This window comes from Bradyrhizobium sp. PSBB068 (assembly GCA_016839165.1).
GTDB lineage: Bacteria > Pseudomonadota > Alphaproteobacteria > Rhizobiales > Xanthobacteraceae > Bradyrhizobium.
This window is the reverse complement of record CP069300.1, coordinates 139,535-161,833: the sequence shown is the minus strand read 5'-3', so window position 1 is coordinate 161,833 and position 22,299 is coordinate 139,535. Positions and strand designations below refer to the sequence as shown.

At 65.5% G+C, this 22,299-nt stretch carries 22 protein-coding genes; 10 read left to right on the top strand and 12 right to left on the bottom strand.

Annotated features, from left to right (window positions below):
• Positions 1–59: 59 nt before the first annotated feature.
• The 6 genes from JQ507_00770 to cobS form a co-directional block, all read right to left on the bottom strand.
• A complete protein-coding gene (locus JQ507_00770) occupies positions 60–1,160 on the bottom strand; it encodes an LLM class flavin-dependent oxidoreductase (protein ID QRI70114.1) in 1,101 nt (366 codons plus the stop codon).
• 183 nt (positions 1,161–1,343) lie between these two features.
• Positions 1,344–2,456: an NADH:flavin oxidoreductase/NADH oxidase gene (locus JQ507_00765; GenBank protein ID QRI70113.1), complete on the bottom strand. Its 1,113-nt coding sequence runs from the start codon at positions 2,454–2,456 to the stop codon at positions 1,344–1,346.
• Positions 2,457–2,612: 156 nt separating this feature from the next.
• On the bottom strand, positions 2,613–3,707 hold the full coding sequence (locus JQ507_00760; protein QRI70112.1) for an esterase-like activity of phytase family protein: 1,095 nt from the start codon (positions 3,705–3,707) through the stop codon (positions 2,613–2,615).
• 3 nt (positions 3,708–3,710) lie between these two features.
• Positions 3,711–5,609, bottom strand: coding sequence for a cobaltochelatase subunit CobT (cobT, locus tag JQ507_00755; GenBank protein QRI70111.1), 1,899 nt, complete (start codon positions 5,607–5,609; stop codon positions 3,711–3,713).
• Entirely contained in the window at positions 5,606–6,016 is a 411-nt protein-coding gene (locus JQ507_00750; GenBank protein ID QRI70110.1) for a GNAT family N-acetyltransferase, read from the bottom strand. Before JQ507_00750 ends, cobT begins: the two co-directional genes overlap by 4 nt.
• 3 nt (positions 6,017–6,019) lie before the next feature.
• Positions 6,020–7,018 carry a cobaltochelatase subunit CobS gene (cobS, locus tag JQ507_00745; protein QRI70109.1) on the bottom strand — a complete coding sequence of 333 codons (999 nt, stop codon included), beginning with the start codon at positions 7,016–7,018 and terminating at the stop codon, positions 6,020–6,022.
• Between the two features lie 295 nt (positions 7,019–7,313).
• Here cobS and JQ507_00740 point away from each other — a divergent pair, with 295 nt between their 5' ends.
• Positions 7,314–7,976, top strand: coding sequence for a DedA family protein (locus tag JQ507_00740; GenBank protein ID QRI70108.1), 663 nt, complete (start codon positions 7,314–7,316; stop codon positions 7,974–7,976).
• 3 nt (positions 7,977–7,979) lie between these two features.
• Here JQ507_00740 and JQ507_00735 read toward each other — a convergent pair whose 3' ends face one another.
• A complete protein-coding gene (locus tag JQ507_00735; GenBank protein QRI70107.1) occupies positions 7,980–9,203 on the bottom strand; it encodes a citrate synthase family protein in 1,224 nt (407 codons plus the stop codon).
• 76 nt (positions 9,204–9,279) lie between these two features.
• Here JQ507_00735 and JQ507_00730 point away from each other — a divergent pair, with 76 nt between their 5' ends.
• A complete protein-coding gene (locus tag JQ507_00730; protein ID QRI70106.1) occupies positions 9,280–10,374 on the top strand; it encodes a citrate synthase/methylcitrate synthase in 1,095 nt (364 codons plus the stop codon).
• 188 nt (positions 10,375–10,562) lie between these two features.
• Here the strand turns inward: JQ507_00730 and JQ507_00725 are convergent, their stop codons facing one another.
• Positions 10,563–11,198: a DnaJ domain-containing protein gene (locus tag JQ507_00725; GenBank protein QRI70105.1), complete on the bottom strand. Its 636-nt coding sequence runs from the start codon at positions 11,196–11,198 to the stop codon at positions 10,563–10,565.
• Positions 11,199–11,307: 109 nt separating this feature from the next.
• Between JQ507_00725 and JQ507_00720 the strand changes: the two genes are divergently transcribed.
• From JQ507_00720 to JQ507_00710, 3 genes are all read left to right on the top strand, one after another.
• A complete protein-coding gene (locus JQ507_00720; protein QRI70104.1) occupies positions 11,308–11,583 on the top strand; it encodes a BolA family transcriptional regulator in 276 nt (91 codons plus the stop codon).
• A gap of 129 nt (positions 11,584–11,712) precedes the next feature.
• On the top strand, positions 11,713–12,162 hold the full coding sequence (locus JQ507_00715; GenBank protein ID QRI70103.1) for a hypothetical protein: 450 nt from the start codon (positions 11,713–11,715) through the stop codon (positions 12,160–12,162).
• Between the two features lie 234 nt (positions 12,163–12,396).
• Positions 12,397–13,725, top strand: coding sequence for an IS1182 family transposase (locus tag JQ507_00710; GenBank protein ID QRI70102.1), 1,329 nt, complete (start codon positions 12,397–12,399; stop codon positions 13,723–13,725).
• 131 nt (positions 13,726–13,856) lie between these two features.
• Here the strand turns inward: JQ507_00710 and JQ507_00705 are convergent, their stop codons facing one another.
• From JQ507_00705 to JQ507_00695, 3 genes are all read right to left on the bottom strand, one after another.
• Complete coding sequence (locus tag JQ507_00705; GenBank protein ID QRI70101.1) at positions 13,857–15,167, bottom strand: HlyC/CorC family transporter; 1,311 nt, start codon at positions 15,165–15,167, stop codon at positions 13,857–13,859.
• A 117-nt stretch (positions 15,168–15,284) separates the two neighbouring features.
• Positions 15,285–16,427: a 3-dehydroquinate synthase gene (locus JQ507_00700; protein QRI70100.1), complete on the bottom strand. Its 1,143-nt coding sequence runs from the start codon at positions 16,425–16,427 to the stop codon at positions 15,285–15,287.
• Positions 16,424–17,059 carry a shikimate kinase gene (locus JQ507_00695; protein QRI70099.1) on the bottom strand — a complete coding sequence of 212 codons (636 nt, stop codon included), beginning with the start codon at positions 17,057–17,059 and terminating at the stop codon, positions 16,424–16,426. The genes JQ507_00700 and JQ507_00695 overlap by 4 nt, the downstream gene beginning before the upstream one ends.
• Positions 17,060–17,204: 145 nt before the next feature.
• Between JQ507_00695 and JQ507_00690 the strand changes: the two genes are divergently transcribed.
• The 5 genes from JQ507_00690 to JQ507_00670 all read left to right on the top strand — a co-directional run bounded on the left by JQ507_00690 (position 17,205) and on the right by JQ507_00670 (position 22,026).
• Positions 17,205–17,351 carry a histidine kinase gene (locus JQ507_00690; protein QRI70098.1) on the top strand — a complete coding sequence of 49 codons (147 nt, stop codon included), beginning with the start codon at positions 17,205–17,207 and terminating at the stop codon, positions 17,349–17,351.
• Between the two features lie 80 nt (positions 17,352–17,431).
• Positions 17,432–18,382, top strand: a complete 951-nt coding sequence (gene xerD / locus JQ507_00685; GenBank protein QRI73126.1) for a site-specific tyrosine recombinase XerD — start codon at positions 17,432–17,434, stop codon at positions 18,380–18,382.
• 202 nt (positions 18,383–18,584) lie between these two features.
• Complete coding sequence (locus JQ507_00680; GenBank protein ID QRI70097.1) at positions 18,585–19,547, top strand: acetyl-CoA carboxylase carboxyltransferase subunit alpha; 963 nt, start codon at positions 18,585–18,587, stop codon at positions 19,545–19,547.
• Positions 19,548–19,776: 229 nt separating this feature from the next.
• The gene (locus JQ507_00675; GenBank protein QRI70096.1) at positions 19,777–21,234 is read left to right on the top strand and encodes a murein L,D-transpeptidase; all 1,458 of its coding nucleotides are present in this window, start codon (positions 19,777–19,779) and stop codon (positions 21,232–21,234) included.
• Between the two features lie 396 nt (positions 21,235–21,630).
• Positions 21,631–22,026 carry a nuclear transport factor 2 family protein gene (locus JQ507_00670; GenBank protein ID QRI70095.1) on the top strand — a complete coding sequence of 132 codons (396 nt, stop codon included), beginning with the start codon at positions 21,631–21,633 and terminating at the stop codon, positions 22,024–22,026.
• A gap of 28 nt (positions 22,027–22,054) precedes the next feature.
• Here the strand turns inward: JQ507_00670 and JQ507_00665 are convergent, their stop codons facing one another.
• Positions 22,055–22,285 (bottom strand): hypothetical protein, encoded by a 231-nt coding sequence (locus tag JQ507_00665; protein QRI70094.1) that lies wholly within the window; start codon positions 22,283–22,285, stop codon positions 22,055–22,057.
• Positions 22,286–22,299 lie beyond the last annotated feature (14 nt).

The window sequence follows — 22,299 nt, the reverse complement described above, 5'->3', positions numbered from 1 at the left end:
CGGGCGGGACATGAAGCACGGGGCAGCGTTGAGGCTGCCCCGCATGTTCATCCTGACGCCTACGCCGCGCGGCCGACCGAGGCGTCGAGGTGCTTCAGCCGCGGCAACACTTCCTGTTTCAAGAGCCGCAGCGAATTGTGCCAGGCCTCGGGCTTGTGCTTGTAGTCGAAGCCGAACACCAAGAGCACGCCGAAGCCGCCGACCTCCTGATAGATCTTCTCGATCTTCTCGGTGACCGTCGCCGGCGAGCCGACGATCCAGTTGTTGCGCGCGCAATATTCGACCGTGACGTCGCTGTCGGGAACGTCGGGCGATGCCTTCAAATAATCCTTGAAGCCGAAATGGCCGAGCAGCGGCAGGAAATACTCGCCCATCATCCGGCCCATCATGTCGCCAGTCGAGAGCTTCCAGGCCTCTTCATCGGTATCGGCGACAAAAACCTCGCGCACCATCCGCCAGTCCTTGCGGCTCGGCTTGCGGCCGGTCTTGGCGGCGCCGGCTTCGACCGAGTCCCAGTGGCTGCCGACGTAGGCGGGATTGAGGTTCAAGCTCATCGGGATGAAGCCGCGCTCGCCGGCGAGCTTCAAGGTGTCGGAGTTCTTGGACAGGCCGGCGACGCCGATCGGTGGATGCGGCGCTTGCTGAGGCTTGATGTGGGGTTTCAGGAAGTCGAACATCGTGTCCGGCTTGGTCACCGTCCAGAACTTGCCCTTATGAGTCCACGGGGCCGGCTCGGTCCACATCTTCAGGATGATCTCGAGCGCCTCGCGGGTCATGTCGCGGTTCTGGCCGGACATGCCGTCGACGTTGAACATCGCCCAGTCGCTCGGCAAGCCGGAGGCCGCGACGCCGAAATTGAGCCGCCCGTTCGAGAGATGATCAAGCATCGCGACGCGGTTGGCGAGCTCGGCTGGATGGTGATACGGCAGCAGGAAGCCGCCGGGTCCGATGCGGATGTTCTTGGTCTGCAGCAGTGCCTGCGCCACCAGCAGATCGGGCGACGGGTGCGGCTCCCAGGGCGCGGTGTGGTGCTCGCCGATCCAGGCTTCCTGGTAGCCGAGCTCGTCGAGCCAGCGCAGCACCTGCAGGTCCCAATCGTGGCCCTCTTTCAGTCCGCACTCCGGCGGATGCGACGGCATCGCGAAGTATCCGAGTTCCATGGGTTTCCTCTCCTTGTTCGTTGCGTGTCTTCCGCACGCGATCGGAGAGTAGCTGCCCGGGCTGCGGCAGGACAATGGCTCAATGGATCACATCGTCATTCCCTGGCGATGCGCAGAGCTAGCCCGGATGGCGCGACGCGCGATCCGGGACAATTCTGCAGGCTGCGCGATTCCCGGATGGCGCTACCGCGCGCCGAATGTGGTCTTGCCGAACAGCGTCTTCTGGGTGGAGGGCTGCGAGCGCCAGTATTGCGGCGGCGCGCTTACCTCGCCGCCAAGTTCGGCGGCGGCGTGCCAGCCCCAGCGTGGGTCGTAGAGCATGCCGCGGGCGAGCGCGACCATGTCGGCCTTCCCTGATGCGACGATCTCCTCGGCCTGCTTCGCTTCGGTGATCAGGCCGACCGCCATCGTGGTGACGCCGGTCGCTTCCTTCACCGCCTGCGCCGCCGGCACCTGGTAGCCCGGACCAAGCGGAATCTTCTGCAGCGGCGACACGCCGCCGGAAGACACATCCATCCAGTCGACGCCACGCTTCTTCAGCTCCTTGGCAAATTCGATGGTCTGCGCGAGGTCCCAGGCACCGTCGACCCAGTCGGTCGCCGACACCCGCATGCCGATCGGCTTATGATCCGGGAATGCTGCGCGCACCGCGTCGAACACTTCCAGCGGGAAGCGCATGCGGTTTTCGAGCGAACCGCCATACCGGTCGGTCCGTTTGTTGGCGATTGGCGACAGGAACTGGTGCAGCAGATAACCGTGCGCGCCATGCAGCTCGAGCGCATCGATGCCGAGCCGGTCGGCACGCCTGGCGGCCGCGACAAAGGCATCGCGAATGCGCTTCAGGCCGGCATCATCGAGCGCCACCGGTGCAGCCTCGCCGTCCTTGTGCGGGACCGCCGACGGCCCGACCGTCTGCCAGCCGCCGTCGGCAACCGGGATCAACTGCCCGCCCTCCCACGGACGCTGGCTGGAAGCCTTGCGGCCGGCATGGGCAAGCTGCATCGCGACCGCCGCCTTGGAATGCTTGCGCACCGAGGCGAGGATCGGCTTCAGCGCCGCCTCGTTGGCGTCGCTATAGAGGCCGAGGCAACCTGGCGTGATCCGCCCGATATCCTCGACATGGGTGGCCTCGATGCAGAACATCCCGGCACCCGACAGCGCCAGCATGTTGATGTGGGTGAAGTGCCAATCATTGGCGGAGCCGTCGTCGGCCGAATACTGGCACATCGGCGAGACCATGACGCGATTGGCGAGATTGAGTCCACGCAGTTCGATCGGGGAAAACAGGGTGCTCATGCGGGATATCCGGGATCGGGGAAAGGGCACGCCCAAGATAGAGGGCGGGGCTGCGATCACCAACAGGCAGCAGCGGCGGACCGGCCGGGACGCAGACCAGCAATGCGGATATGGCGTCGGTTCGCCCTGCCCTTGAGGGGAAGGTGAAGCGATGCCTCACTCCACCAGCGTGAATTGCAGCAGCAGATTGCGCTGGATCAGGGAGAAATTGTCGTCGGAAACCATGGTCAGCACGGTCTCACCCTCCGCGCTGACATGGGCGTCGATCCCTTCCATGTTGTCGATCTCATTGCCGAGATCGGCGTTGAAGATCGCCGGGCCATCGACGACGGCGCCGGGCGCGATGTCGGACAGGACGAGCCGGCGGATGCGGATCCCGACGCCGCCGAGCCAGGAGAATTTCCGCTCCAGGATCAACAGATCGCCCGACGGCAGCAGCACCGCATCGCTGATGTCGAAATTCTCGGTGCGCCGGATGCTGAACTGGCCCGGCGTCTTGCCGCCGACCAGGAAGGCCATGAGATTGCCGCTTGCATCGAGCCCGCGCTCCGAAAACGCGATCAGCGTGCCCGCAAGCGGTTGAGGCTTGGCCAAGGCCCTGGGCACGAAGACCAGCGCCTCCAACCCCTTATTGTTGGGCAGCCTGCGCGCAGCCGGTGGCAGCGGCACCACTTCGCCGCGCGACCGCGTGAAGCCCTTGGAGAAATCGTAGCGCAGCACCTGGTTGACCCGCTCGAGACCGACATAGGCGATCGAGCCGTCGAGCGCGAGCGATTCCGAATCGTACCAGCCGCGGGTGGCGGTGATCGGTTTGCCGTGGGCGTCGAGCAGCGGCGCCGCCTCGACATCGTCGAGCCCGGCCATCTCGCGGCCGCGATAGACGATGCGGCCGGTGAACCAGGTGCCTTGGTCGCTGACCGCGATGAAGCGTTCGCCCTTGGCGTCAAGCCTGAGCGCAGAGAGGCCGCCGAAGCCGGCGAACGACGAGGTCAGAATGAGACCGCTGCGATATTCCAGCGAACCGAACCGCGTGCGCGCACGATCGCGGATGTCGAACGACGGCAGCGGCCGTGCGTTGACCTCGATCGAGGCCGGTTCATCGACGCGGTGACGGCCCGGCCTGCCGGGCGGTCCCGGCGTCAGGGCCGGCTGGCTCGCGCCCTGTGCCTGCACGAGGCGCGGCACTGCTGTGGCCGACAGCCCCGCCGCCATCCCTTGCAGGACATGGCGGCGGCTAACGGGTGAGCGCATGTCTCACGAGTGGAGGCGACGGCGGGTACCCGGTGCGGGTGCCGAACCATGGGTCTCGCTGAACAGCTCGGCGAGCTTCTCGGTGATGGCACCGCCGAGCTCTTCGGCATCCACGATGGTGACGGCGCGGCGATAATAACGCGTCACGTCGTGCCCGATGCCGATCGCGATCAGCTCGACCGGCGAGCGGGTCTCGATCTCCTCGATGATGTGGCGCAGATGCCGCTCGAGATAGTTGCCGGGATTGACCGACAGCGTGGAGTCGTCGACCGGCGCGCCGTCGGAGATCATCATCAGGATGCGGCGTTGCTCGGGACGCGCCAGCAGGCGCTTGTGCGCCCAGTCGAGCGCCTCGCCGTCGATGTTCTCCTTCAGAAGGCCTTCGCGCATCATCAGGCCGAGATTCTTCCGGGCACGACGCCACGGCGCGTCGGCCGACTTGTAGATGATGTGCCTGAGATCGTTGAGGCGGCCGGGGTTAGCCGGCTTCCCGGCGGCGAGCCAGGCCTCGCGCGACTGCCCGCCCTTCCAGGCGCGGGTGGTGAAGCCGAGGATCTCGACCTTGACGCCGCAACGCTCCAGCGTGCGCGCCAGGATGTCGGCACAGGTGGCGGCAACCGTGATCGGACGGCCGCGCATCGAGCCGGAGTTATCCAGCAGCAGCGTCACCACGGTGTCGCGGAAGGTCGCCTCCTTCTCATGCATGAAGGACAGCGGATGATAGGGATCGGTGACGACGCGCGACAGCCGCGCCGGATCGAGGATGCCTTCCTCGAGATCGAAATCCCAGGCGCGGTTCTGCTGCGCCATCAGGCGGCGCTGCAGGCGGTTGGCAAGCCGCGCCACGATGCCCTGCAGATGCGCGAGCTGCTTGTCGAGATAGGAACGCAAGCGCTCCAGTTCGTCATGGTCGCAAAGATCCTCGGCGGCGATCACCTCGTCGAATTTCGGCGCGAAGGCGTGATATTCCGGGCCGCGCGGTTCGTTCTGGCCGCGCGAATTCGGCCGCGTCGCCTCGCCCGGCGTCTCGTCGTCGCCGAGCTCGCCGTCGTCGAACGTATCCGACGTCGAGGCCTGCGCGCTCTCCATCGCGCTTTCGCTCATCTCTTCCGCCGACGTCTGGGCCTGGTCGGCGCTCATCTCCTGCGCGGCGTCGGAATCGGGCGAGCCTTCGGCGCCGGACTGATCGTTCTCGCCGTCCTGGTTCTCGTCCTGGTCATCGTCGTCGTCGGAATCCATGTTGCGGTCGTCGCCGAGATCGAGCGCCGACAGCAGGTCATGGACGAGGTCGCCGAACCTCGCCTGGTCTTCGGTGAAACGGCTGAGCTGGTCGAGCCGCGAGCCGATCTTGTCCTCCAGCGTCGGACGCCAGAGATCGACCATCTTCTTGGCGGCCGCGGGCGGCGCCATGCCGGTGAGGCGCTCGCGCACCAGCATCGCCAGCGCATCCGACAGCGGCGCATCGGCGCGGTCGGTGATCTCGTCATACTTGCCGCGATGGAAATGATCGTCCAGCATCGCGGTGAGGTTCTTCGCAACGCCGGCCATCCGGCGCGAGCCGATCGCCTCGACGCGTGCCTGCTCGACCGCCTCGAACACGCCGCGCGCCTGCGGATTGCCCGGCATCAGCTTGCGGTGCACCTTGGGATCGTGACAGGCGATCTTGAGCGCGATCGAATCGGCGTGGCCGCGCACGATCGCCGCATCGCGCTTGGTCATCTTGCGCGCCGGCTCCGGCAGCCGCGCCTTGCCTGGCGCAAGGCCCGGCCGCTCGGCCGCGAACGAGATCTCGAGCTCCGGCTTCTTGGCGATCGCCTTCAGGCAGGCCGACACCGAGCGCTTGAACGGCTCGGTCGGCGCTTCCTTCGAACCGGGACGGAATTTGATATTGGAGGTTGTCATAGCGATTTCGTAAACCAGTGGCGCGTGACGCCGCCGGGATACCCCTCAATCGAACCGAACTCTTTATATCCATTGGCGCGGTAGAAACCCGGCGCCTGGAAGCTCATCGTATCCAGATAGGATTGCGTGGCTCCGAAGCGCCGCGCCTCGTCTTCGATCGCCTTGATCAGCTTCGCGCCAAAGCCCTTGTTGCGAAACTTCTGCTCCATCCAGAACAGCTGGATGAACAACACCGCGGTCCAGACCTCGCCGACGACGCCGCCGACGATCTCGTCGCCCTGTCGCAGCGAGATGGCGAAGCGCTTGTACTTCTGCTTCCCCATCTTCTCGTTGTTGTAGCGGAGCAGTCCGCCGAGCACCGCTTTCTTCGTCTGTGTGACTGTGCGCTCGACGGAGATTTTCGGCATGGACTAGCTGAGCGCCACGTTGACCGAGGATTCCGGCAACTCGACGTTGAAGCAGCGCTGGTAGAACTCGGCGACCAGCGGCCGCTCCAGCTCGTCACACTTGTTGAGGAAGGTGACGCGGAACGCGAAGCCGATGTCGTTGAAGATATCGGCGTTCTCGGCCCAGGTGATCACCGTGCGCGGGCTCATCACCGTCGACAGGTCGCCATTGGCGAACGCGTTACGGGTGAGATCGGCGAGGCGCACCATCTTGTTGACGATGTCGCGGCCTTCCTGCGTGCGATAGTGCTTCGCCTTGGCCAGCACGATCTCCACTTCCTCGTCATGGGCGAGGTAGTTCAGCGTCGTGACGATCGACCAGCGGTCCATCTGGCCCTGGTTGATCTGCTGGGTGCCGTGATAGAGGCCCGAGGTGTCGCCGAGGCCGACCGTGTTGGCGGTCGAGAACAGGCGGAACGCCGGATGCGGCTTGATCACCTTGTTCTGGTCGAGCAGCGTCAGGCGGCCGGAGACTTCCAGCACGCGCTGGATCACGAACATCACGTCGGGGCGGCCGGCGTCGTATTCGTCGAACACCAGCGCGATGTTGTGCTGCAGCGCCCAGGGCAGGATGCCGTCGCGGAATTCGGTGACCTGCTTGCCGTCCTTGACCACGATGGCGTCCTTGCCGACGAGATCGATACGGCTGATATGGCTGTCGAGGTTGACGCGCACACACGGCCAGTTGAGTCGGGCCGCGACCTGCTCGATGTGGGTGGACTTGCCGGTGCCGTGATAGCCGGTGACCATCACGCGGCGGTTCTTGGCAAAGCCGGCGAGGATCGCAAGCGTGGTGGCGCGGTCGAAGCGATAGTCGCTGTCGACTTCCGGCACGTGCGGATCGACTTCGGAATAGGCGGGAACTTCCAGATCGCTATCGATCCCGAAGACCTGCCGAACCGAAACCTTCATGTCGGGCAAGCCGACGGGTTGTTGCTCTTTGGTCTGGACGGCGGTCGTCATTCATCCTCCGAGGTCCCGGGCATTCCCGAAACCAGATTGTAGGTCATTTGGCTGCGGATGGGGTGCTACGCACAAGCCTAGCAGAGAGCATCGGCCGGCAGAAGCCCACGGGCAAATCAAAGTTCCGTTGTTGTATCATCAAGATAGGCGCGAAACCCGGTTTTTGGAAGGCTGCTCTGCAAATCCCGCCGTACTTTTGCCGCAGCGCCACGGCGGCCTGTCGGGCCAGGCACTTTTCAGCCCCGCGGGGAGTTGTTAGCTCTCGGACCTATTTCACTGCCACCCATGGGCTTCTGTGACTTCATTCCTTGACCCCTTGATCGCGTTCGTTTCGGCGCATGCCTGGCTCGCCTATCTGACGCTGTTTCTGGCCGCCCTGCTGGAAGCCGTTCCGGTGGTCGGCTCGCTGGTGCCGGGCTCGACTATCATCCTGGCGCTGAGCGCGCTGGTCCCGGGCGGCGAATTGAAGCTGTGGCCGGTGCTCGCCGCGGCGGCCTGCGGCGCAATGCTCGGCGACGGCACCGCCTACCTGATCGGCTATCGCAGCCAACGCGAGATCCTCTCCGCCTGGCCGCTCTCCAATTATCCGCGCGTGGTCGCGCAGAGCGAGGCCTTCTTCAACCGCTGGGGCGTGCTCGCGGTGTTCTTCGCCCGCTTCGTGCCGCCGATTCGTGCCTTCGTGCCGATCACCGCCGGCGCGCTCGACATGCCGCCGGCGCGCTTCTACGCGATCAACATCCCCGCCATCCTGCTCTGGGCGCCGGCGCATGTGCTGCCCGGGGTCCTCGCGGTCACTGCGCTGCACGACTATGCCGGCCTGCCGCATCATCAACATGTCGGCAAGCATCTGTGGATGTTCGCGGTGGCGGGCGGCGCCGTCATCCTGATGCTGGCCGTCTGGACCATCCGCCGCCGCCATGGCGGCGGCCTGATCGAACCGTCCAAGCCGGCAGAATAAGACCTAAATGCTGTTGGTCGAACCGGCCCGCCCAGGAGCCGGGCCGACATAACGCGCACGGGGCCTGATCAGCTTGCCGAGTTGAAGCTGCTCGCTGGCATGCGCGACCCAACCGACGCTGCGCGCCATCGCGAACAGCGCAAGCTCGCTGCCTGCGGGCATCCGCAATGCATGCACCAGCACCGCCAGCGCGTAATCGATGTTGACGAACTCGCCGGTTGCCTCCGCGATTCGATCTGGCACTTCCCGGGTGAATTTGCGCGGCGCGCCGGCCCGCGTCAGCGCCTCCAGCAGCGAGATCGCGCGCGGATCGCCCTTCTTGTAGACGCCGTGGCCGAAGCCGGCGAAGCGTTCGCCGAGTGCGACCCGCTCGCGCACCACAGGCGCAACGTCATTGTCGATCATCGTCTTGACGAGGCGCGAGGCCAGCACGCCGGCGCCGCCATGCATCGGGCCCTTCAGCGCGACGAGCCCTGCGATCACGGCATCGTACAGATTGAGCCCGGTCGATGCCGCGCAGCGCGCGGTGAAGGTCGATGCATTCAATTCGTGATCGGCGAGCAGCACCAGCGCGCGGCGAATCAAGTCCGGCGCGTGCTTATTGTCGGGCGCCCACGCCTGCGCCACCTGCTCGTGCAGCGGCTCGGCCGACGGCACTGCGTTCAGCATGGTCGCGACCAGCAACCGCAAGATGCGCCCGCCGACCATCGCGCGGCCATCGGGCGCGCGCGTGAAGGCGCCGGGATCGGCGCTCGCCGCCAGCGCCAGTACCGCGACCGTGCGGTCGATCGGCTGGGCGCGGCGCGCGGCCTCGGCGATCGCGCGCATTTCATCGGAGACATGCGGGCAATTATCCGGCGCGAACGGATCGACGCCGGTGACATCCCACAGCAGCGTCGCGGTGTGCTCCAGCGTGTCGCGCAGGGAGAGATCGACGCAGTTGACGCCGCGGTAGATCGGCCCCTGCTCGGTGATCGTCGCGATCGCCGAATCCATCACCGGCAAGTCGGCATCGAAATTGCGGAAGCCGCGCGGCTCCGGCGACGGCACGCGGCGCTCCTTCAACCCCCTGATGTCCTCGGCGCGGTAGCGGTGGCTGCGCGAATCCGGCGACGGCTCGGAGCGGATCAGGCCGCGGCTGACATAGGCGTAGAGGGTCGCCGGCGAGATCGCGAGCTCGGCGGCGGCCTCGCGGGCGGAGAGGTAAAGCTCGTCGGATTTTTTCATATTGATTTATATAATCAAGATTGATCAACTCGTCGAGTGGCCCGACCTTGAAGCGGTGAAGCAAGGAGATCGGGCCATGAATATGATTCTCACCAAGAGCCAGATCGGTCTGGACGGCGTTCCCGCCGCCGAGACCGTGTTGAGCCATGTCGACGGCGAGCGCGGCGAACTCATCATCGCCGGCGAGCACGTCGCGAGCCTCGCCGGCAAGTCGAGCTTCGAGGGCGTCACCGCGCGGCTTTGGAACGGCGCCACCGGCAAGTCGCTGAGCGAAGCCAATGTCCGCGCCAGCTTAGGTGCCGCCCGCGAACGCGCCTTCGCGCGGCTGCCGGACCTGCTGCCGGCAACCCGCGGCATGTCTGTTGTCGACGGCTTCCGGGCCGCCATCGCCGGGCTGCGCGGCGAGAACGGGCTGGAGCACGAGGCGACCATTGTCGGCGCCTTCCCGGTGATCGCCGGCGCCCTGGTCCAGCAAGCCAAGGGACATGATCCGATCGCGCCGGATCCCAATGTCAGCCACGCCGCCGACACGCTGCATATGCTGCTGGGCCGCAAGGCTGCGCCGCGCGAGGTCGCGGCGCTCGACGCCTATCTCGTCACGGTCTGCGATCACGGCATGAATGCCTCGACCTTCACGACCCGGGTGATCGCATCGACCCAGGCCGATCTGTTCGCGGCCATCACCGGCGGCTATTGCGCGCTGACCGGCCCGCTGCATGGCGGCGCGCCGGAGCCGGTGCTCGAGATGCTGGATGCGATCGGCACGCGCGAACGCATCAAGCCCTGGGTCGACGGCGCGCTGGCGCATGGCGAGCGGCTGATGGGATTCGGCCATCGCGTCTATCGGGTGCGCGACCCGCGCGCCGACGTGCTGAAAGTCGCGATCGAGCGCCTCGAGGCCAGCGGCGCCGACCTGCCGTTTGCCGGCGAGGTCGAGGCCTATATCCGCGAAGCGCTGCGCAAGAAGAATCCGGAGCGGCCGCTCGAGACCAATGTCGAGTTCTTCACCGCGATCCTGCTCGATGGGCTGGGGATCCCGCGGCAGGCCTTCACGCCAATCTTCGCGGTGGCCCGCGCCGCCGGCTGGACCGCGCACGCCCTTGAGCAGCGCCGCACCGGCCGGCTGATCCGGCCGAGCTCGTCCTATGTCGGGGCGGTGCCGAAGGGTTGAGAGAATCGGGACCGCAAGAGGCAGACGCGGCGGAGCCAAAAACTCTGCCGTCGTGCGCAATTGCGCACGGGAGCAGGGACCCATACGCCGCGGCCCTTCAATGGGGCAATCTGGCAAACGTCTCGCGCGAACTATGACCGCTGGTGGTTATGGGTCCCTGCTTTCGCAGGGACGACGATGGAGAGCGCTTACGCCTCGCGCACCACGGTCTTCAGGTAATTATACGCCTTGATGATCTCGATCAGGCGATCCTCGGTGGAGCGGTCGCCGCCATTGGCGTCGGGGTGGTGCTGCTTGACCAGCGCCTTGTACTTCGACTTGACGTCTTCCAGCGTCGCCCCGGCACCGAGCCCCATCACCAGCAGCGCCTTGCGCTCGGCGTTCATCACCTTGCGGGTCTCGGGCTTCGGCTCCGCACCGCCCGGCCCGGGGCGCCAACGGCCGCGGCCGTTGAGCTCGGAGAACACGTGGAACGGATCGGAGGCGGCATCGAGACCGCTCTCCTTCTTGCCGTTGTTGGCGCCCATCTTCCAGGTCGGACGGTGACCGGTCAGCGCATCCTTCTGATAGCGCGCGACGTCGTCAGGATTCATGCCCTGGAAGAAATTATAGGACTGGTTGTACTCGCGGACGTGATCGAGACAGAAGTGCCAATACTCGCGCGAATTCTCGCGGCCCTTCGGGGCGCGGTGCGCGCCCTTGTTCTGGCAACCCGCCCACTCGCAGGTCACAGCCTGCTCGCCGGCCTGCGCCTGGCGCTTCGCACTCACCTTGGTCGGCTTGATGCGAATGGAGTCGAAGAATTTTGATGAATCGATCGGCATGATCTCTTTGACTACGCAATGCACAAATCTTCAAGTCTTGACATTGCGCAGACCTCGTTTCCCGTTAGCACCATTGACGAAAAGCCGTCGCGAACCTAACTCCGCCGCCATGAGCACCAAAGACGCTATCATAAACAAGTTGCGTGAAGCTTTCTTGCCCGAAAGCCTCGACGTCGTCGATGAGTCACATCTGCATGAGGGCCACGCCGGCCACAGCCCAGGCGGGGAGACGCATTTCAGGGTATATATTGTGTCTCCGGCCTTCGAAGGGAAGAGCCGGATCGAACGCCATCGCATGATAAATGCGGCGCTGGCGCAGGAACTTGCCGGCTCGGTGCATGCGCTGGCGATCCATGCGAACGCCCCCGGGGAAAAGCCGCGCTAGCGCGCGCTTGGCTCAAGACGACGCCATGGTTTTCCGTTAAGAGAAACGGACCATCCGGCGATGGACCTGCTCGGTGGATGAGCAGGCAAATGACGGATCGCATCGCCGCGCATTGATATGGGGCCATTGATGATCCCTTGCTGGCCACGTTTCCGGTCGATCGTCACCGCCGCCGGCCTGCTCCTGTTCTGCGCAATACGCCCCGCCGCGGCGCTGGATATGCCGAGCCCGTTCGTCCAGGAGGTGCTGATCAAAAGCATCCTGGTGTCGCTCAACGATGCGGTGGCCGCGAACAATTTCACCGTGTTCCACGCCAAGATATCGAAGCCGTTCCGCGACCAGTTTCCGCCCGACAAGCTGCAGACCATCTTCAAGGATCTGGTCGACAAGCACGCCGTGTTCGACGCCGTGGTCGCCAAGCCGATCGTGCTCGATGAGGACGCCAAGATCGACGACAAGGGCGTGCTGCGGCTGAAGGGCCATTTCGACACCACGCCGAAGCAAGTGAAGTATCAGCTCGGCTTCATCCCCTCCGACGGCGCGTGGAAGCTGTCGGGCATCTCGATCGATATCGAGTAGGCCAAACACAGCTGCCTGATCCGTCATCCCCGCGCAAAGGCTTCGCCTTTGTCGCTGGAGGAGCGCGCAGCGCGTCTCGAAGGATGCACGGCCGCTAGCCAGGCCGCCGACCCTTCGAGACGCCGCTTCGCGGCTCCTCAGAGCGTGTGAATTTTTGTGGCTTGGGCGAAAGATGTAGCGGGAGGGATGGGGGATGTGATTCCCTGCAATCGCTGAATTGCGGGAGAGCGGGAGATGGCTGAAGACCAGCTGTTTGGAGAACTGCCGGAGCAGCCGAAGCCGCAAACTGATGCGGCGCCAGCGGGTTTGCCGCGTCTGCGCGAGCCGCAGCGCGATCAGATTGAACTGCGGGCGGTGGATATCGATAGCCTGATCGGGGAAGATCATCCGGCGCGGGTGATCTGGTGCTATGTCGACGGGCTCGAGCTGCGCGAGCTTGAAGATCGGATCAAGGCGCGGGGCGAGAGGCCGGGTCATCCGGCGACGTCGCCACGGCTTTTGCTGGCACTGTGGCTCTATGCGACCAGCGACGGGGTAGGAAGCGCTCGCGCCCTGGAGCGGCTGTGCGAGAGCCACGATGTCTATCGCTGGCTGTGTGGCGGGGTCTCGGTGAACTACCATACGCTGGCGGACTTCCGGGTCGGATGCGCCGATCTGCTCGATCGGCTGCTCGCCGAACATCTTGCGGCCTTGGCGGAGGTGGGCCTGGTCGACCTCAGCAAGCTGGCGCAGGACGGCGTGCGGATCCGGGCGAGCGCCGGGGCCGCCTCGTTCCGGCGAGAACAGACACTCGATCACCATTTGGAGACCGCGCAGACGATCGTGGCGGAGCTCAAACGCGAGGTCGAGGCGCGCTCCGATGCCAGCAACCAGCGCATCAAGGCGGCCAAGGAGCGAGCGGCGCGTGAGCGCACCGAACGCCTGAAGGCAGCGCAGGCCGCGCTCGCCGAGATCAAGCGGCAGCGCCAGGCGCGCGAAGACAAGCGCAACAACGGCAAGACGCCGAAGGAGCCGCGCGCCTCTACGACGGACCCCGACGCCCGCGTCATGAAGATGGCCGACGGCGGCTTCCGGCCAGGATACAATGTGCAGGTGGCGAGCGCGGCCGGCGAGCAGATCGTGGCCGGGCTCGACGTGACCAATATTGGTTCCGATCGCGGCCTCATGCAGCCAATGCTAGATCGCTTGCGCGCGCGGACCGGCCGCCTTCCGGGCCGCCATCTCGTTGATGGCGGCTTTGGCAGTGCCGAGGACATCGAGTGGGCGCATGATCAAGGGGTTGAGGTCTATTGTCCGCCCACGCAATCCAAGCACGGTACCGATCCCTACCTGCCGCGGCGCGGCGACGGCCCGGGCGTGTTGGCTTGGCGGGCACGGATGGCAAGCGAGCCGGGCAAGGCCCAGTACAAGCTCCGATCGATCTGCGAGTGCATCCACGCTCGATGGCGCAACTGGGGCCTGCGGCAACTCACCGTACGCGGCCTTGAAAAGGTCCGTGCCGTCGCGCTCTGGTTCGCCCTCACCAACAACGTCTTACAAGGGCATCGGCTCTACAGCGCTTAAACACCACATCGGCCACCCGGCCGCAGCTGCGCAAAAAACCAAACCCACCCGACCTACAGACGTAAAAGGCAAAACCCGAAAGCTTCACAAGCTGTCAGGGTGACGGTGATAGATCGACACCAGCCGTACGCCTAGAACGCCGTGCCGGCCCGCTTCGGCTTCTTCTCGTCGAGCTCGGCGGCCTCGCGCGGCACGGCGACGATGCGCAGCGCGGTGATGCGGTTGCGCTCGCGGCGGAGCACGCGGAAACGGAAGCCGTGGAAGGTGAAGCTCTGGCCGCGCTCCGGGATCGAGCGCGCCTCGTGGATCACGAGGCCGGCGACCGTGGTCGCCTCCTCGTCCGGCAGGCGCCAGTCCATCGCGCGGTTGAGGTCGCGGATCGGCACCGAACCGTCGACCACCACGGAGCCGTCCGGCTGCGCCCGCACGCCGGCGACGACGACGTCATGCTCGTCGGAGATGTCGCCGACGATCTCCTCCAGGATGTCCTCCAGCGTGACCATGCCTTCGACCTCGCCATACTCGTCGACCACGAGGGCGAAATGGGTCTTGCGGCGGCGGAACGCCTTCAACTGTTCGGAGACCGGGCGCATCTCCGGCACGAACCAGGGCGGCAGCGCGATCGCGGAGGCATCGATCGCGGACATGTCGCCTTCATTGGCGCGCATCGCGCGCAGCAGATCCTTGGCGTGCAGCACGCCGACGATATTCTCCGGCTTCTCCCGCCACAGCGGGATGCGGGTATATTCGCTGGCGAGCACCTCGCGCACCAGTTCTTCCGGCGGCAGGTCGGCATTGACCATGGTCATCTCGGTGCGATGGACCATCACGTCGGAGACCTGCAGCTCGCTGAGGTCCAACAGTCCGCCGAGCATGTCGCGGTCCTGCTTCTCGACCTTGCCCTCGTGATGCAGCAGATCGACCGCGCCGCGCAGGCGCTCGGTCGGCGACAGGATGGCCTGATGCGCGCCGATCTTGATGCCGAGCAGCTTCATCAGGGCACGGACGATCCCTTCGATGATGGTCAGCAGCGGCCCGAGCACGAACACCGTCAACCGCATCGGCCGGGCCACCAAAAGCGACACCCGGTCCGGCGCATTGATCGCGACGGTCTTCGGCAGCACTTCCGCGAAGATCACCACCAGCACCGTCATCACGCCGGTCGCGTAGAGCACGCCGACATCGCCGAACCAGGCGGTGAAGATGCCGGTGGCAAGCGCGGACGCGCCGATATTGGCGATATTGTTGCCGAGCAGCAGCGCGCCGATCATCCGCTCGCGCATCGCCATCAGGCTCGAGACCACCGTGGCCTCGCTGTTGCCCTGCTTCGACAGCCGCAACATGCTGGCGCGCGAGGCGCCGGTCAGCGCGGTCTCACTCGCCGAGAAGAAGGCGGAGATGAGCAGGCAGAGCAGAACGATCGAGAAGGTGAACCATCCCACTGATTTGATCCGTGGCTAGAGCATGATCCGGAAAAGTGTGTCGCGGTTCTCCGAGAAGATCATGCTCGAATCAAAAAGATAGAGCGGGATGACGATCCAAAGGAGGGGCATCCCGATCTAAGCCTTCAGCTTGGCTTGCAGGAAGTCGCGCACCGGCTGCGGCTCGACATTGTTGGCAATCACGGCGCGGCCGACCGCCTCGAGCAGGATGAAGGTGAGCTTGCCGCGCTTGACCTTCTTGTCCTGCGCCATCAGCGCCAGCAGCGCGTCGGCGTCGGCGAGCCCTTCCTGCGTGAAGCCCGCGATATCCTGCAGGCGCGTCGGCAATCCTACCGCGGAAAGATGACGCGCGATCCGGGCGGCATCGTCGGTCGAGATCATGCCGAGCTGCGCCGAGAACTCCGCGGCCAGCACCATGCCGACCGAGACGCCCTCGCCGTGGAACAGGCGGTCGGAGAAGCCGGTTGCGGCTTCCAGCGCGTGACCGAAAGTGTGACCGAGATTGAGCAGCGCACGCTCGCCGGTCTCGCGCTCGTCGCGGGAGACGACGCCGGCCTTGGCGCGACAGGAGGTCGCGATCGCGTGCTCGCGCCCGGCGCCGCCGGCGAAGATGTCGGCATGGTTCTTCTCGAGCCAGGCGAAGAAGGCCTCGTCGCCCAGGATGCCGTATTTCGCGACCTCGGCGTAGCCGGCGCGGAACTGGCGCGGCGACAGCGTGTCGAGCACCGAGGTGTCCGCAATCACCAGCACCGGCTGATGGAAGGCGCCGATCAGGTTCTTGCCTTGCGGCGAGTTGATGCCGGTCTTGCCGCCGACCGAGGAATCGACCTGCGCGAGCAGCGAGGTCGGCACCTGCACGAAATCGACGCCGCGGCGCAGGATCGCCGCCGCGAAGCCGGCGAGATCGCCGACCACGCCGCCACCGAGCGCGATCACCAGATCGTTGCGCTCGATCTTGGCCGCGATCAGCGCTTCGCTGACCTGCGTCAGGGTGGCGTAGCTCTTCGAGCCCTCGCCTTCCTCGACGACGATCCGCGCCGTCGGCACGCCCGCGGCGGCGAGCGACGCCTCGGTCTGCTCCAGCCAGTGCCTGGCGACGGTGCGGTCGGTGACGATGGCGGTCCGCACACCGGGGCGCAGCGCCGCGACGCGGTCGCCGAGCGAGGCCAGCACGTCGCGGCCGATCACGATGTCATAGGCACGGTCGCCGAGCGCGACGTCGACGGTAACGGAGGCGGAATGTTTCAAGGGCGCAGTCATGAGGTCGTGTTCATTCCATCAGATGGTGGCTCACTGGCCGGACGCACGCCGCACAGATGCGCATGCAGGGCTGCGAGGCATTCGTCGACGATACGGTCATGCGGCACGTCGCGCGAGGCGATCGTCAGGTCGGCGCGGCGATAGACCGGCTCGCGCTCGCTGAGCAGGCGGTTCACGGTCGCCTCGGGGTCGGCGTTCTGCAGCAGCGGCCGATCGGCGCGCCGGCGGACCCGGCGCATGATGATATCACTGTCGGCCTTGAGCCAGATCGAGATCGCGCGGTCGCGGATCCGGTTGCGGGTCTCCTCGCGCATGAACGCGCCGCCGCCGGTGGCCAGCACCACCGGGCCGCTGTCGAGGATGCGGGCGATCACCCGCGCCTCGCCGTCGCGGAAATACGGCTCGCCATGGGTCTCGAAGATCTCCGGGATCGTCATGTCCGCCGCCGTCTCGATCTCGGTGTCGGCATCGGTGAACGGCAGCTTCAGCCGCGCCGCCATCCGCCGGCCGATGGTCGACTTGCCGGCCCCCATCATGCCGACCAACACGATCGACCGCGGCCCCAGCGCGGCCGTGATATCGGCCTCGAGGGTCGGGTGGGTGGTGGACGCTGGGACGGCTGCGTCGGACATCAAAAAGCTCGGATATTGGGACGAATTGTTCAGAATTCGAGCAACCTATACTACCCCCGGCGACACCGTTACCAGCGACTCTTGCAACCGCGCGGGGAACATGTTGGATGATTTCATTGGTTAATTCGCCGCCCGAGTCGCCTCCATGCCCAGCCTGTTCCGCTTCCTGACGGTCGTCGCCGTGATTTTCGGGATCGGCTACGGCATCGTCTTCGCGCTGGCGAATTTCGTGCAGCCGAAGCCGCGCGAAATGACGGTGACCATCCCGCCGGATAAGTTCCTCAAGAAATAGGCGCTATGAGTCTTGGCATGACCGCTTCCGCCAAGATCACCAAGACATCCGCCAAGCCGGGCACCAAGACCCCGGCCAAGATCCCGGCCAAGTCCTCCGACGCCAAACTGACCGCGCTGTTCCTCGACATGCTGGCCGCGGAACAGGGCGCAGGCAGCAACACGCTCGACGCCTACCGGCGCGACCTCACCGATTTCTCCGACTACCTCGGCCATGCCGGCGCCGATTTCACCAGCGCCGACACCGAGGCGCTGCGCGGCTACCTCGCCGACCTGGACACCCGCGGCTTCAAGTCGACCAGTGTCGCGCGGCGGCTGTCGGCGATGCGGCATCTCTACCGCTTCCTGCTCAATGAACGGGTCCGCTCCGACGATCCGGCCGCGATCCTGTCCGGCCCGAAGCGCGGCCGCGGCCTGCCCAAGGTGCTGTCGATCTCCGACGTCGACCGCATGCTGACCCGCGCCAGGGAGCTGACCCAGACCGACGTCTCGCCGGCGCAGCGGCTGCGCGCGTTGCGGCTCTATTGCCTGCTCGAGGTGCTCTACGCCACCGGCCTGCGCGTCTCCGAGTTGGTGTCGCTGCCGGTCTCCGCGGCGCGACGCGATGCGCGGATGATCGTGGTCCGCGGCAAGGGCAACAAGGAGCGGCTGGTGCCGCTGAACGATGCCTCGCGCCAGGCGATGGCGGATTACCTTGCGGCGCTCGAGGTGATGACGCCGAAGGCGAAGAAGGCCGCGCCATCGAAATGGCTGTTTCCGTCCTCCGGCGAGAGCGGCCATCTGACCCGGCAGCATTTTGCCCGCGACCTGAAGGAGCTCGCGAGCGCCTCCGGCCTCGCGCCGCGGCTGGTCTCGCCGCACGTGCTGCGTCACGCCTTCGCCAGCCATCTGCTGCACAACGGCGCAGACCTGCGCATCGTGCAGACCCTGCTCGGCCACACCGACATCTCGACCACCCAGATCTACACGCATGTGGTCGAGGAGCGGCTGAAGAGCCTGGTCCGCGACCTGCATCCGCTGGCGGAGAAGTAAGTCCAGCGCCCACCGGACATCGATACCGCCACCTGATCCGCCTTGACTTCCGCACCATCTCCGCGGAAAGAGCGTCACCTGCCTGCGATCCCGAAGCGCGCATACCGCCCGAATGCGCGTTAACCATTTGAAGTTACGTAACTTCTCTGTATCACGCCGAAACCGCTTCGCCCCTCGCACCGTTCCTCCCTATATTGAGTTGATGCCCGACCCGATGCGCAGCTATCTCGACTTCGAAAAACCCGTCGCCGAGCTTGAATCCAAGATCGACGAGTTGCGCACGCTTGCCGCAAGCGGCAGCGACATCGGCGACGAGGTCGCGCGGATCGAGGACAAGGCGGCGCAGGCGCTCACCGACCTCTACGCCAATCTGACGCCGTGGCAGAAGACGCTGGTGGCGCGGCATCCGCAGCGGCCGCACTTCACCGATTTCATCGGCGGCCTGATCACCGAATTCACGCCGATGGCCGGCGACCGCAAATTCGCCGACGACGAAGCGCTGATCGGCGGCTTCGGCCGCTTCCGCGGCGAGAGCATCTGCGTGGTCGGCCAGGAGAAGGGCGCCACCACCGACAGCCGCATCAAGCACAATTTCGGCATGGCGCGCCCCGAAGGCTACCGCAAGGCGGTGCGGCTGATGGAGATGGCCGATCGCTTCGGCATCCCGGTGCTGTCGATCGTCGATTCCGCCGGCGCTTATCCCGGCATCGGTGCCGAGGAGCGCGGCCAGGCCGAGGCGATCGCACGCTCGACCGATGCCTGCCTGTCGCTCGGCGTGCCCAATATCGCGATCGTCACCGGCGAAGGCATGTCGGGCGGCGCCATCGCCATCACCACAGCGAACCGCGTGCTGATGATGGAGCACGCGATCTACAGCGTGATCTCACCGGAGGCCGCGTCCTCGATCCTGTGGCGCGACGGCACCAAGGCCCAGGAGGCCGCCAACAGCATGAAGATCACCGCGCAGGACATGCTGCGCTTCGGCGTGATCGACCAGATCCTCAAGGAGCCCTCCGGCGGCGCACATCGCGACCCCGCCGCGATGATCGCGACCACCGGCGATGCCATCGCCCAGGCCTTGAACGACCTACGAAATCTTGATCCGGACGCGATTCGCAAACAGCGGCGCCAGAAGTTCCTCGATATCGGCCGCAAGCTCGGCTGAGGCGTCCAAACGGCCGGATTTTTCGTCCAAATCGGCCGATTTCGCCGTAATTGGGCCCCGAGGCGGGTCTTTAACGTTCCTTGAACCATGCCTGCTACCGTGAGGGCTGTCAGCCCCGGTTCAGGTTGCGAGCAGGGGTGGTCGAAGGCTAATATTTTACACAATGGCTTCAGGGCATATTCGCCGTGTTGGGGTCGCGAAAATCGCCCGGTGGGTGTGGAGCTCGGACTTGACTCATCGCACGCTCGTACGCGCGCTTCTGACTTCGGCGGTGCTCGCCGCGGGCGTCATGCTCGCCGGCTGTGACAGCGACCAGATTTCGCTCGCCCAGAACGCCAAGGCCAACCAGCCGGTCCCGCCGAAACTCGTCGCTGCCATGACCGAGAAGGACATGGATATGCAGTCGCCGATCCTGGTGCGGCTGTTCAAGCAGGAGGCCGAGCTCGAGGTCTGGAAGCAGACCCGCTCCGGCCAGTTCGCACTGCTCAAGACCTATCCGATCTGCCGCTGGTCGGGCGATCTCGGCCCGAAGGTCCGCGAGGGCGACCGCCAGGCGCCAGAGGGATTCTACTCGATCAACCCGAGCCAGATGAATCCGCAGTCGGCCTACTATCTCTCGTTCAACACCGGCTATCCCAACGCGTTCGACAAGGCGCTCGGCCGTACCGGCTCGCAGCTGATGGTGCATGGCGACTGCTCCTCGCGCGGCTGTTACGCAATGACCGACGAGCAGATTGCGGAAATCTATTCGCTGGGCCGTGAGTCCTTCTTCGGCGGCCAGAAGGCGTTCCAGCTGCAGGCCTATCCGTTCCGGATGACGCCGGTGAACATGGCCAAGCACCGCAACAATCCGAACATGCCTTTCTGGAAGATGATCAAGGAAGGCTATGATCATTTCGAAGTGACGAAGCAGGAGCCGAAGGTCGACTTCTGCGAGAAGAAATACGTGTTCGACGCCGTCAAGGCACCGAACGCCACGCGCGATCCGGTGTTCGATGCTTCCGCGAAGTGCCCGGCCTATGTGGTCCCCGAGGAGATCGCGAGCGCGGTGCGCGAGAAGGAGCAGCAGGACGCCGCCGAGACTGCCAAGCTGGTGTCCAAGGGCACGCCGGTGGCGCGCCTCAACACCGGCATCGACGGCGGCATGAACGCGATCTTCGCCTCGAAGATTCCGGAAGGAAACACCGGTCTCTCCGAAGGCGGCGACAGCCAGGCGCTGCAATCGATGTCGCTCGCCCGCGCGCCCGGCACGATCCCCGGCACGGTCAATCCGCCACGGCCCAACCTCGCGGTCCAGCAGGACGAGCCGGTGGTGGCAACGACGTCGTCGACAACGCCCGCAGCCAACACCCGTGTCGCTTCGGCGAATGCGTCGGACAAGTCCGAAGGCTTCCTCTCGAGCTTTGCCCGCAAGGTCGGCATCGGTGGCGCCACCGCCGACGCCAGCAAGACCGCCGCACCGGCGCCGGCCGCTGCCGCACCGGCCAAGCCGAAGGTCGCCGATGCCAAACCGCAATCGGTTGTGCGCGTCGCCCCGAAGGCCGAGCCGAAAGTCACCGCCAAGCCCGCACCGAAGCCGCAAGCAACCGACACCGCCGCAGCCGCGCCGGCGGCGACCCAACTCGCCGGCTCTGCGCCGGTTGTGCAGACCAACTCGTTCGACACCCGCTTCTCCGCGGTGAAGTAAGCGCGGCGCGACTGCGCCGCGACGTTGGCGATAAGCATCCCAAACAACACACGATGTCGTCCCTGCGAAAGCAGGGAACCATAACCACAGGGCTGCGTCGTTGGAGCGCGCTGTGGCCACAGCTTGGCAAGGCAATTTGCATTCATGGTTATGGGTCGTCGCTCAGGGCCGGGACGAACACCGAGCGTCTCTGCCCGTCATTCCGGGGCGCGCCTCTTGGCGCGAGCCCGGAATCCATTGACCCGCAACACAAGTGGTGGAATGGATTCCGGGCTCGCGCTGCGCACGCCCCGGAATGACGGGAGAGACCGGCCACGCCCTCTTGATCACATTGCTCTTGCCATCCACGCTCAGACCTTCGCGGAATCACACGCGGGGCACAGCCGGGAGATTACGATGAACGATCAAGCCGTGCGGGCGGCGCTGCAGCGCCATTGGGAAGCGTCCGATGCCAGCGACTTCGAGCGCGAGCATGACATCTACGCCGAGGATGCCGTGCTCGACTATCCGCAATCGGGCGAGCGGATCCGCGGCCGGCATCACATCCAGCAAAGCCGCACGGTGCAGCCGAACAAGAAGCGGTTCGCGATCCGGCGTATCCTCGGCGGTGGCGAGCTGTGGATCACCGAGTACATCCTGACCTATGACGACAGGCCATCCTACGTGGTGAGCATCATGGAATTCCGCGACGGGCTGGTCGTCCACGAAACGCAGTATTTCGCGGACCGGTTTGACCCTTCGCCGTCGCGGGCACATCTCGTCAAGCACGTCGACGGGACGTCATCGCACTGAGCCGACGCATTGCCGCAGCAAGCGACGGCTACATGCCGTGGCTCTTGAACACCTTCTTGCAGCTTCGGCTCAAACTGTCGCGATTGGTCTGAAGACAGTTCTGCACGGCGCCGTCATTGCCGAGGTCCTTGCGGCAAAAGCGCTGTGCATCGCGCGAGCACGCCTTCTGTTCCGCCGAGGTGCCTGCATGCTGCGCCAGCGCTGCACCGCTGCTCATCGCGACAACGGCAAAAAGGGCTGCAATCGAAAAATAACGCATCGGTGAAGTCCTCC